Genomic DNA, 12203 nt, shown 5'->3' with positions numbered 1-12203 from the left:
CTGCACCGTGGTGAAGGCGCCGGCGAAGTTGCCGGTCGAGACCGTATTGGCCGGGTTCGGCGTCGAGCCGTTGGCCAGGTAGCTCTCGTCAACCGACAGCGTCGGCTGCGTCCCGCTCAGCGTGATCGAAGGCACATCATCCTTGATGTCGATCGAGATCGTGGACGTAGAGGTGTTGCCCAGTCCATCCGTCACCGTGAAGGTGAACACATCCTTGCCCGGCTCGACCTCGGCACCGTTGTTGGCAACCGGGTTCGTCGTGTACGGCGTCGTCAGCGTGTAGGTGTAGTGGCCCGCCGCATCGACGGTCAGCAGTCCGTATGTCCCGGCGATCGTTGTTGAGACATTGCCGCTTACGTCGGCACCGCCGCTATTGCCGGCCGCCACACCGGTCACGGTAACCGGGCCATCGGGATCCGAGAAGGTCAGGGTCCCCGTCGTCGTTTCTGCCGTCGAGCTCGGGTTCGACCCGGTCACCGATCCGTGGCCGAGATCGCCCGGGTTGGTAATCGTGTCCAGCGCCGCTTCGTCAACCGTCGCGGTCTCTGGCGTGACGGAAGGTGCGCTGCCCGCCACGGTGATGGTGAGCGTGGCCTGCGAGGTGTCGCCGTCACCGTCGGTGATGGTGTAGGTGAAGGTGTCGGTGCCCGAGGTGTTCGGGTTGGCCTGATAGCTGTAGGACCCGTCGGTGCCGAAGGTCAGCGTGCCGTGGGTGCCGGTGACCGTGTTGCCCGATGCACTATCCCAGGCGATCGAGGCGATGCCGTCGGCGCCGGCCGTGTCATTGGTTTCGACGTTGCCGGTCACGGTCTGGCCCGACTGCGCGCTGTTGGCGTCGTTCTGCGCCGTCGGCACATCGTCCTTGATGTCGATGGTGATGGTCGAGGTCGAGGTGTTGCCGTAAGCGTCGGTCACCGTATAGGTGAAGACGTCCTTGCCGGGCTCGGTCTCGGTGCCGTTGTCGGCGGCCGGGTTCGTGGTGAAGGGCGTCGTCAGCGTGTAGGTGTAGTGACCGTCCTGGTCGATCTGCAGCACGCCGTAGCTGCCCTGCACGGTGACCGCACTACCGCCGACGGCCGACGAGGTCGCGCCTTGGATGTTGGTCACATGCGGGGTGTCGGCGTCGCCAAGCGTCAAGGTGCCCGACACCGTCTCGGCCGTGCTCGACGGGTTCGACCCCGTCACCGCCGAAGCCGCCAGGTCGCCGGTGGCGCTGGTGTCCAGCGCCGCCTCATCAACGGTCTGCGTTACCGCGACTGGCTGCGGTTGGCCGTTGGTCACGGTGATGGTGAGGGTCGCGGTCGAGGTGTCGCCGTCACCGTCGGTGATGGTGTAGGTGAAGGTGTCGGTGCCCGTCGCGGTGTTCGGGTTGGCATGGTAGCTGTAGGAGCCGTCGGTGCCGAAGGTCAGCGTGCCGTGAGCGCCGGTCACCGTATTGCCCGATGCACTGTTCCAGGCGATCGAGGCGATGGCGTCGGCGCCGGCCGTGTCATTGGTCTCGACATTGCCGGTTACGGTCTGGCCCGACTGCGCGCTGTTGGCGTCGTTCTGCGCCGTAGGCACATCGTCCTTGATGTCGATGGTGATGGTCGAGGTCGAGGTGTTGCCGTAAGCGTCGGTCACCGTATAGGTGAAGACGTCCTTGCCGGGCTCGGTCTCGGTGCCGTTGTCGGCGGCCGGGTTCGTGGTGAAGGGCGTCGTCAGCGTGTAGGTGTAGTGACCGTCCTGGTCGATCTGCAGCACGCCGTAGCTGCCCTGCACGGTGACCGCACTACCGCCGACGGCCGACGAGGTCGCGCCTTGGATGTTGGTCACATGCGGGGTGTCGGCGTCCCCAAGCGTCAAGGTGCCCGACACCGTCTCGGCCGTGCTCGACGGGTTCGACCCCGTCACCGCCGAAGCCGCCAGGTCGCCGGTGGCGCTGGTGTCCAGCGCCGCCTCGTCGACCTGCGCCGTGGCCGCAACCGGCTGCGGCTGCCCGTTCGTCACCGCGATCGTCAGTGTTGCCGGCGAGGTGTCGCCGTCCCCGTCCGTGATCGTGTAGGTGAACACGTCATTGCCCGTCCCCCCGTTCGGGTTGGCGTGATAGCTGTAATCGCCATTGGCGTAGACCGTCAGCACGCCGTGCGCGCCCGTTACCGTCGTCACGCCGCCGTTCGTCACAGCGTTCGTCCACGTGATCGACGCGATCCCGTCCGCTCCCGCCGTGTCCGCTGCGCCGGTCCCGTGGGTGCTCGTCCCCGTCTCGACATTGCCCGTCACCGTCTCGCCGGACTGCGCCGCGTCCGTATCGGCATGTGCCGTCGGCACATCGTCGACAATCTGGACCGACAGCGTGCCGGGGGCCGAGACGTCGCCGTCCGTGTCGGTGACTGTCACCGTCATGTTGTCAAAGATGGAATCGATTCCAGCGCCGGGGTGAGGCTCGCTGTGAAGCAGCGTGTAGGTGTAGCTCACCTGGCCGGTGGCGGCGTCGTAGCCGTTGATGGTCAGCGTGTTGCCGAGCGGCGTCGTGATTTCGATCGGCGTCGATCCGCTGTTGGCAAGCGCGGCGCCCGAAATCACCTGGCCGTTGATAGTCACCGAGCCGATGCCGTCGGGCGAGCTAATGGTGAAGGTGCCCGTGTTGATCTCGGACTGGTCGGTGTTTGGAGCGGGATTTTGCGCTTCGCCCGAGCCTTCCGAGCCTGAGTTTGCCGGCAGGCCCTTTTCATTGACGGTGGTGTCGCCCCCATCGACCGCAGGCGTCAGGTCCAGGATCGAGGGCGTGTGGTTCGGCAGTCCCGGAAACAGTTCGCGATGATCCAGTTGCCCGAACGCCAGGTCCGTCGGCGGCAGCAGTGCCGTCAGGCCGAATCCGTCGCCGATCCCGCCTGCGGGATGGTCGAAATTGCCGCCGGCGCTGCCAGGCGCGCCGTTTCCGCCGGCGGTGATCGAGCCGTCGGCGCCGAAGGCGACATTGACGTGGCTTGATTCCAGGGCTGCGATCAGGGCGACGCGCGGCACCTCGACGTCGCCGATGATGAAGGTCGGAACGTTGAGCGCGCCGTCCTTGATGACGATCTCGGAACCGTCGGGCTGCACCAGCACGAGGTTGTGACCGTCGACCTTGATGTTGTCGATCGAGACGTTGGCCGGAAGCTTCACGACATTGCCGGCTTCGGCGTGATATTCATGCGGAACGTTCGAAGCGGCGGTATTAGCCGCCGGCGCGTTTGCAGCAGGAGCGTTGGCGGCAGGAGTGTTGGCGGCGGCCGCCGGCTGGTTTGCACCCTGCGCGTTTGCTCCCTGAGCATTGCCCGCGCCCTGCGCCGGCGCACCGCTGCCGACATCGACCGGCACCGGCTCACTCGCGGCCTGGCCACTGGCGGCCTGCGCCACCTGGACACCCGCCGAGATCGGATGTTCGCCAACAGTCGCGTGCTCGTCCCCGGAATTGGAAACGGTGTCGAATTCGATACTGGTCGTCATAGCTCAAGCCCCCTTCGGCATTTCCCGGCAAGAGACATGCGGGGCCCGAACTTTGCAACAGACCTTCAACCTATTTCATATACTTGAATATGTAGAGATTTGCTTTTTTTACACTTGGTAAACCGCCGCGATATATCCGGTTATGTGTCTCCGGAAACGACGCCGGGCCGACTTTCACGAGCGGCTCCGGTTTGGTAAATGAAAGTATAAATTCGAATAAAATTTGACAGAAATAAGAACAAACTGATTCGCGGAACTTTACCCACCTTCCTTTCCGATAATTTGAGACAAGATTGGTAGCGTCCACAGTCAAAGGTGGGCGTCATGAAAATAAAAAAAGCTGTCCCGAGGACTTTAGGGATCAAGATTCTCCTGCTGGCAATCGGCCTCGCCGGTCTGCCAAATTCATCGTCGGCCAGCACGATTTCCGTCGCAAATCCGGCTCGGCAAGCGGTGCCCGCGCCGGTCCTTCTCGGCGGCGTTTCGCTGGCCAGATTGCAGCCTTGGCAGCCCGCTGCCGCCTACCGGATAACCGGCGTCGTCAGCGCCTATAGGCCACTCGAGGCTTATCCCGCGATGAGTTCCGCGACAGCCGAGGCCGCCCCCGGCATCGACCCGATCCAGACCGCGGCAATCATTCCGGGCGTGTTCGGGTCGGTGGCCTTGTCCATGCACAACTTCCCGGTCGCCGCGCGCTGGGCGCCCGTCTACAAGGCGATCGTCGATTGCACGCCGGGCAGCGCCTGCGACCACGAGAACGCGGCTTTTGGAGAGATCATCAACATTGCTGGCAGGAAGGGTTTTCGCGACAAGCTGTCCTTCGTCAACAGCAGCATCAACCGGCTGATCGCTTACAAGTCGGATATGGCCGTCTACGGCAAGCTCGACTACTGGGCAAAGCCCTCTGAGATCCTCGAGCATCGCGCCGGCGACTGCGAGGATTTCGCCATCCTGAAGATGGCGGCGCTGCTGCGCGCGGGTATCCCGGGAGAGAGCATGTCGCTCGTGGTGCTGCAGGACCGCCGCCGGAAATTCTTCCACGCCGTGTTGTCGGTGAGCACCGGAAGCGGCGCCTTCATCCTGGACAGCCTCAGCAACAATGTGGCGATGGACAGCGATCTTCCGGACTATGTTCCGCTCTATTCCTTCAGCACCGATCGCGCCTGGATCCACGGCTCGAAATCGGGCGCGCAGATCGCCGATATCGCCGGCGGTTTCGCGACGGTGGCGCCCGGCGAAGGGTCTTCGCCTGGTCTGGATGTGACGCCTGCAAGCGCAAGCACGGGTTCGGAATAGATTAGCCGTTGAAGACGAAAGCCATCAGCAGTTCCGGCTCGGCCACCGGCGCGCGCACGGCGCTGAGCTGGCCGCGGTAGCGGCGTTCGCCGGCGCCGATGACGAACCCGGTGGTGACGGGCGTCTCGCTGTTGGCATCGAGCCGGGCGAAGATGTCGATGACGTTCAGGTCCAGCGCCAGCTTGAGGTCCTGTCGGCCGTCGTCGCTTGGTGCGTTCGGCAACTGACGCCTGACCAATTGCTGGAACGCCGTGTTGAACGCCAGGATCTTCTTTGACGACGCCAGCGCGAAGGCGGGCGAGGGGCAGGCGACCAGGATCGCATTGATCGTCCGGATCGAGGCGAGCTTGCGCAGCTCCATGCTTTCCTCGGCCAGCCCGCGCATGCACGCGACCCTGATCGCCGAGGTGAGGTTGCCTTGGTCGGGATGGGTCTCGGCGATCTCCTCGACCAGCATGCCGATCGTGCATTTGCGGCTTTCGGCCATCTGCTTCAGCGAGGCCCAGAAGGCACGCTCCAGCCGGATGCCGCGGCGCACGCCGCCGCGCGCCACGACCCGGAACTCCGGGCCGAAATCCTCGGCCGCAAGCCACGGCAGCAGCCGTTCGCGCTGGGGTTCGGGGCGTGCGGCGCTATCGCTCACTCATCGCCTCCTGCCGCGCCTTGTTGATGGGCTTCAAAAGATAGTTGAGGATCGTCTTGCGCCCGGTCTTGATATCGACCGAGCAGATCATGCCCGGAATGATCGAATAGGTCTTGCCGTTCCTTTGCAGCGTCGATTTTTCGGTCGCGACGCGAACCTGGTAATAGGGCTCGCCCGTCTTCTGGTCCACCAGGCTGTCGGCGGTTATGTTCGAGACCTTGCCTTCGATGCCGCCGAAGATCGAAAAATCATAGGCCGTGACCTTGATCAGCGCGTCCTGGTCCGGCTGAATGAAGGCAACGTCGCGTGGCGAAACCCGCGCCTCGACCAGTAGCGTCTCGGAAGTCGGCACGATGCCGGCCACCACAGCGCCAGGCTGTACGAAGGCGCCGAGCGTGTTGACGTCGAGCGTGTTGACGATGCCGTCGACGGGCGAGCGGATGTCGGTCCTTGCTACCTTGTCGGTGGCGCCGCGAATGGTTTCGTCGACCACTGACAGGTCGGCCAGCGCCTGCGTCAGGTCGCTCAGCGCTTCCTGCTGCAGCTGCAGCCCAAGCTCATTGACCTGCAGCTGCGCCTCGGTGATCGCCGCCTGCGCCTTCTTGATGGTCTCGCCCGCAAGGTTGAGCTGCCCATGAAGGTCGGTCTGCTCCCGCTCGACACGGATCTGCTCGGTCCTGGCCATCAGGCCCTTCTTGACCATGGATTCGACCAGCGCCGTTTCCTGGTCGCTCACGGCCAAGCTCTTCGACAGGCGGTCGGAATTGGCGGTCGCCTCGTCAAGCTCCTTCTCGCGCTGGTCGAGGCGCGATTTGAGCACCGAGAGCTTCACTTCGAAGTTCTCGCGCCGCGCGACCAGCAGCTTCTGCTCGTTGTCGCAGATTTCCGGCGCGACTTTTTGGATGTCGGCCGGACAGGGAAACGACCCTTCGACATTGCCGCTCTGCTCGTATTTCAGCCTGGCGACGCGTGCCTGCAGCGCCCGCGCCTTGGCCTGCTCCTCGCCCAGGCTAGAGGTGTTGCCTGAGTTGTCGAGCCGGATGATCAGATCGTTCTTCCTGACGGTCTGGCCGATCTTGACGGCGATTTCCTGCACCACGCCAGGCTCGCTCGCCTGGATGATCTGCGTCTTGGAGGCGGGAATGACCTTGCCGTCGCCGCGCGCAATCTCGTCGACCTCGGCAAAGGATGCCCAGGCGGTGAAGGCCACAAACAGGGCCCCTATGATGTAGACGGACGCCGATGCGAAAAGCGGCGGCCGATCTTCTTTTGCAAGCATTCCCCAACGCCCCAATCAGGCATTTGCCTTTTGCAATGCCTGGATAACTTGTTCCTTTGCTCCGTCCGCGACCACGCGGCCCTGCTCGATGACGATGAGGCGGTCGACGAGCTCCAGCATGCTGTAGCGGTGGGTCGACACGATCAGCGTCGTGTTGCGGTCGAACGCGACCTTGAGCTGCTTTATCAACTGCCGCTCCGAGGCGAGGTCCATCGAGCCCGACGGCTCGTCCAGGAAGACGATCTTCGGCTTGGTCAGAAGCAGTCGCGCTATCGCCACCGCCTGCCGCTGGCCGCCGGAGAGATTGGTGCCCCGCTCGCCGACATTCATGTCGTAGCCGCGCGGATGGCGCGAGACGAAGTCGTCGACGCCCGCGGCCTTCGCGGCATCGATGATCTCGTCGTCGGTCGCTTCGGGAGCTGCCATCAAGAGGTTTTCCTTGATGGTGCCCGAAAACAGGTCGCCGGCCTGCGCGACGATGCCGACCGCGGCGCGGACTTCCGACGGGTGATATTGGCGCATGTCGATGCCGTCGATGAGCAACTCGCCAGAGGTCGGCAGGAAGAGCCGGCCGACCAGGCGGCCCATCGTCGTCTTGCCAGAGCCGATGCGGCCGATGATGCCGACCCGTTCGCCGGGCCTGATCGCGATGTTGAGCCCGCTCAGAACCTCGTTTTCGGTGCCCGGATAGGCGAAGCCGACATTCTTGAACAGGATGGCTCCGGTGCGGATCGGCCGGTTGACGAAGCCGACCGTATCGGGCCGGTCCTCCGGCTGCGACATGATCGTGTTGATGATCCTGAGCGACAGCATGGCTTGGCGGAAGCGGGCAAGCGTGATGGCGATCTGGCCCAGCGGCGCGACCGCGCGGCCCGCCAGCATGACGGTGCCGATGATCGCGCCTGTCGAGACCTGGCCGTCCGCGAAGGCATAGGCGCCGCCAACCACCAGCGCAACGGTCACGAGCTGCTGGATGGCGCCGGTGATATTGCCGGCGGCGGCCGAAAGCTCCTTGATCTTCTCCGACGTGTTGGCCGCGTTCTTGGAGTGCTCGCCCCATTTGCGCAGCAAATAGGCCTCGGCGCGCAGCGACTTGATCGTCTCCAGCGTGGAGATGGATTCGACGAGAAGCGCCTGGCGCTGCGAGGCTTCGTTCATCGAGGCGGCGACCCGCCTGCCGATGCGGCGCTGCGTCACCAGTCCGACAATGACGGCGATGACGAAGGCGAGGGCCGGTATGATCACCAGCCAGCCGCCGATGGCATAGATGACAGCCAAGAAGACGAAGACGAAAACGGTGTCGATGAAGACGCTGATGGTGTTCGAGGTGAAGAACTCGCGCACGAACTCGTACTGCGTCACGCGGTTCGCATATTCGCCCGTCGATCCCGGCCGCGCCGACAGGGACGAGTTGAGCACTTTCTCAAACAGCAGGTAGGAGATCCTGAGATCCGCCTTGCGCCCGGCATAGTCGATGAGCGAGGCGCGGGCCGTCTTCAGCAAGAGGTCGAACAGGATCGCGGCGCCGATTCCGAGCGCCAGCACCCAGAGCGTCGCGATCGCCTTGTTCGGCAGGATGCGGTCGTAGACGTTCATGGTGAAGATCGGCGAGGCGATCGCCAGCATGTTGATGAAGATCGCCGACAGCACCACCTTCGAATAGGTGCGCCAGAACGCACCCATCGTTCCGGTCAGCCAATGGCGCCTTTCGATTCTCGGCGCCGTGCCGACCCTCATCTCCTCGGCGGTGTTGGCATAGGTAATCGAGAAGGAGGCGCCGCCGCTGATATAGCTCTCTGCGAGCTCCGATTTGCCGATTGCGGTGCGGCCGTTTTCCTGCGGAGCCGTCAGATATTGCCCGGTTTCGGTCTCGGCGAGCAGTGCGACAGGCGGCTGATTGGTGCGGAAGACGATGGCCGGAAGATCGACGCGGCCGCGCACGAAATCGCGATGGCTGAACGCCTGGACCTCGAGGCCGATGCGCTCGGCAAGGTGCCTGATGTCGTCCGGCGCGATGCGCGTGTCCGAAATCGGCACCCCGGCAAACAGCACGGTCTCCGCGCTCGGCCGGCCTAGATAGGCTGCGATCGCCGAAAAGCAGGCTTTGAAAGCCTCCTTGGGCGAGACGATGTTAGGTTGTTGGTTCACGATCCGCCCCGAAGGAACAGAGATCGATGCTTACATCGGCTACTTCTTCCTGACCGGCGCGAGGATGTCGAACGGCAGATCGTTCTTCTGCTCCGACGGAGTGCGCGCATAGGTTTCGGTATCGGCCGTCGCCGGCACGCCGAATTCCGTCTGTGCGTAGGCCGCGGCCTGCTTGGGCGGCTGGATGTTCAGCGTCTTCAGCAGCTGCCCGGTCGCAGCCAGCAGCCGGTATTCGGCAAACAGCGACGCATAAGACGAGGTGTCGGCCAGCGTTGCGGTGTTGAAACGCGTGTTCTGCGCGTCGAGCACGTCGAGCAGCGAGCGCTGTCCGACCTTGAACTGCTCGCGGTAGGAAGCGACCAGCTTTTCGTTGGTGGCTGCCTGCAGCCGCAGCGTCTGTGCGAGTTCCGCCTGGCGGAAGCGACGGTCCCACGATGTGCGGACGGCTTCCTCGATCTCGCGCAGCACCTGATGCAGCGCAAGACGCTGCTCGCTCGTGCGGCGGATCTGCTCCTGCTCGTTGGCCTTGTCGATGCCGCCGCGATAAAGGTTCCAGCGCAGCACGACCCGGGCATGCAGGTCGCTGGTGTCGCCATTGTCGCCGTCGATGTCATATCCGCCCCGGGCAACACCCTCGGCGGTAATTGTGGGGCCGTATTTCGCCCGCGCGGCGTTGACCAGCGAGGCGGCGGCGTCGATGTCGCTGTTGGCCATGTGGACGCGAGGATTGTTCTGCCTGGCGAGCCCGATCGCGTCATCGAGCGAGCGCGGCAGCGCGCCGGCGACATCGGCCGGCCGCGACGGACTGGTCAGCGGCTTGCCCACATTCTTAAAGAAGCGGATCTTGGCCGCCTCCAGTTCTTCCGTGGCCTCCTGCATCCGCGCCTTCGCGGCATAGAGGCGCTCTTCCGCCTGCTGTTTGTCGGCGTCGTTCAGCGCGCCGCCCGCGATGCCCTGCTTGATGTCGCCGAGTATAGACTGATGGAAGGCGAGGTTCTTCTTCGCTTCGCCGACGATCAACGTCTGCAGCATGTATTCGAGATAATCCTGGACGACGGAAAGCCCGATGAATTCGGACCGTTCCAGCACCCTAAACGATGCCCCGTCCACGCGCGAGGCCTGGCGATCCAATTCCGCCCGCCTTGCCCCGCTGTCATAAAGCGTCTGCGTGACCGAGAGGTCGGCCTCGTTCGGGTAGAGAGCGTCGTGTTGCTCGTCCAGCGCACGCCGGGAAGAATTGTCGAGGCGGCGAACGCCGGTCGACGCTTCCAGGTCGACACTGGGAAGATAAAGGCCCTTGGCCTGGCGCAGCTCGAATTCGATGGCTTCGCGGTTTTCGATCGCCTGCCCAATCTCAGGGTTGGACTCGACAGCGACTGCTACGGCCTCCTTGAGCGTGAGTGCGCTTGCGCTTCCGCAAGCAAGCATAGATACCGTTATGGCAAGCGCAAACCGCCAGCCGACGGTCACTTTACCCGTCCTGGTCATTTCTACCCCGTAACTATCCCCGCGCCCTATAGTTCTTCGGCGCTTATTTGCCCAAGCCTGCCACCGGAGCCTTGGGGCAGTATCTAGCAGATTTTTCGAAGATGTGAGTGCTTATCGATCGAGAGACCATCAAAAGTGAAGTTTTCAGCCATTAGACCCAGCGGTTGTAGCAAAAATGGCACAGAAACGGTGCCCTTCCGGATCGTGGTTCGGTTGAAAACGGCCGCAACTGTGAGTTTTCTTAACGAATTGCAAACGCGCATGAGGAATCACTCGAGGCGACCGGCAACCGGCGCCGGGGTCGGCTTTTGACGTGAACTAAATCGTCCCTTTCCCTTTGGGGGGCAGCTTCCTCGGTAACTCGATGCCGCCACGCCGCGAAGGCTCGAATGCTGCGGGAAATCTGCTGCGATTCTGCAAAGTGAGCGCCGCAAATTGCCATCTGCGGCTGGTTTTGTTGGCAAACGGGGATCGTTCCCTGTATTGCGGGCCGGAGCAAAGAGATGGACGTTCTTATATGACAAATGTCGCTCTGACCGGGCTTGCCCGTGATCTCACCCGGCGCGCCGCCGAGGGCCGTCCCGTGCGCATCGGCGTTATCGGCTCCGGCGAGATGGGCACCGATCTGGTGACCCAGGGCATGCTGATGCCGGGCATTTCGGTCGCGGCCATCTCCACGCGCCGCCCGCACACGGCTCGCGACGCGATTCGCGTCGCCTACGGCGATGACGCGATGGCTGCCGAAGCCGACACCGCCTCCAAGGTCAGCCAGGCGATCGAGAGCGGCAGGATCGCCATCACCTCGAACGAGATGCTGGTCACCAATCCGCTGATAGACGTCGTCATCGACGCGACGGGAAAGCCCGGCGTCGCCGCCGATTTCGACCTGATGGCCATGGAGCATGGCAAGCATCTGGTGATGATGAATGTCGAGGCCGACGTCACCATCGGCTGCTACCTCAAGCAGCAGGCCGACCGGCTGGGCGTGGTCTATTCGGTCGGCGCCGGCGACGAGCCGTCGAGCTGCATGGAACTGATCGAGTTCGCCTCGGCGCTCGGCTACACCATCGTCTCGGCCGGCAAGGGCAAGAACAACCCGCTCAACCACGACGCCGTTCCCGATGATTATCGGGAAGAAGCGCTGCGCCGCAACATGAACCCGCGCATGCTGGTCGAGTTCGTCGACGGTTCGAAGACCATGGTCGAGATGTGCGCCATCGCCAACGCCACCGGCCTGGTGCCCGATGTTCCAGGCATGCATGGTCCCAAGGCCGACCGCGACCAGCTCGCCAAGGTGCTCGTCCCGCGTGAGGACGGCGGCATCCTGTCGAAGAAAGGCGTCGTCGACTACACCATCGGCAAGGGCGTGGCGCCTGGCGTCTTCGTCATCGTCGAGGCGATGCATCCGCGCGTCGTCGAGCGCATGGATGACCTCCATGTCGGCCACGGCCCCTATTACAGCTTCTTCAGGCCCTACCATCTAACCTCTCTGGAGGTACCGCTGACGGCGGCGCGCATCATGCTCTACGGCAAGCCCGACATGGTGCCGTTGCCGAACCCAGTGGCCGAGGTCTGTGCCGTCGCCAAGCGCGATCTTGCCGCCGGCGAGACCTTCGACGCTATCGGCGAGACCTGCTACCGCTCCTGGACCATGACGGTCGCCGACGCCCGCGCCAGCCGCGCCGTGCCGGTCGGGCTGCTCGAAGGGGGCAAGGTGCTGAAGCCGGTCAGGAAGGGCGAACTGCTGACCGCAGACAATGCCGCCCCCGACGAGACGACGCGGCTATACGCCCTGCGCCGACTGCAGGACGAGTTGCTGTACGGAGTCTGATTCTCCTCAGCCCGCCGACTGCACTCGCTTTGTCATGACAAATTCAC

7 protein-coding genes are annotated in these 12203 nt (G+C 63.7%); 2 read left to right on the top strand and 5 right to left on the bottom strand.

Annotated elements, in window-relative coordinates; translation table 11 throughout:
• Positions 1-3471: beta strand repeat-containing protein (locus RFN28_RS29310; protein ID WP_320290622.1), on the bottom strand; the 3471-nt coding region annotated here is incomplete at its 3' end.
• 324 nt (positions 3472-3795) lie between these two features.
• Here RFN28_RS29310 and RFN28_RS29305 point away from each other — a divergent pair.
• On the top strand, positions 3796-4767 hold the full coding sequence (locus RFN28_RS29305; RefSeq protein WP_320290621.1) for a transglutaminase-like cysteine peptidase: 972 nt from the start codon (positions 3796-3798) through the stop codon (positions 4765-4767).
• Position 4768: 1 nt separating this feature from the next.
• On the opposite strand, the gene RFN28_RS29300 is transcribed toward RFN28_RS29305, so the two are convergent.
• The 4 genes from RFN28_RS29300 to RFN28_RS29285 are packed head-to-tail and all read right to left on the bottom strand — an operon-like array spanning position 4769 to position 10325.
• The gene (locus tag RFN28_RS29300; protein WP_320290620.1) at positions 4769-5410 is read right to left on the bottom strand and encodes a ribbon-helix-helix domain-containing protein; all 642 of its coding nucleotides are present in this window, start codon (positions 5408-5410) and stop codon (positions 4769-4771) included.
• Positions 5400-6689 (bottom strand): HlyD family type I secretion periplasmic adaptor subunit, encoded by a 1290-nt coding sequence (locus tag RFN28_RS29295; RefSeq protein WP_320290619.1) that lies wholly within the window; start codon positions 6687-6689, stop codon positions 5400-5402. The genes RFN28_RS29300 and RFN28_RS29295 overlap by 11 nt, the downstream gene beginning before the upstream one ends.
• A gap of 15 nt (positions 6690-6704) precedes the next feature.
• Positions 6705-8837 (bottom strand): type I secretion system permease/ATPase, encoded by a 2133-nt coding sequence (locus RFN28_RS29290; protein ID WP_320290618.1) that lies wholly within the window; start codon positions 8835-8837, stop codon positions 6705-6707.
• A gap of 39 nt (positions 8838-8876) precedes the next feature.
• A complete protein-coding gene (locus tag RFN28_RS29285) occupies positions 8877-10325 on the bottom strand; it encodes a TolC family protein (RefSeq protein ID WP_320290617.1) in 1449 nt (482 codons plus the stop codon).
• 517 nt (positions 10326-10842) lie between these two features.
• Here RFN28_RS29285 and RFN28_RS29280 point away from each other — a divergent pair.
• Positions 10843-12156: an NAD(P)H-dependent oxidoreductase gene (locus tag RFN28_RS29280; RefSeq protein WP_320290616.1), complete on the top strand. Its 1314-nt coding sequence runs from the start codon at positions 10843-10845 to the stop codon at positions 12154-12156.
• Positions 12157-12203 lie beyond the last annotated feature (47 nt).

Source organism: Mesorhizobium album, assembly GCF_033977205.1.
Taxonomy (GTDB): Bacteria; Pseudomonadota; Alphaproteobacteria; order Rhizobiales; family Rhizobiaceae; genus Mesorhizobium; species Mesorhizobium album.
Note: the sequence above shows the minus strand (reverse complement) of the source record. Positions and strands in the feature narration are given on the sequence as shown.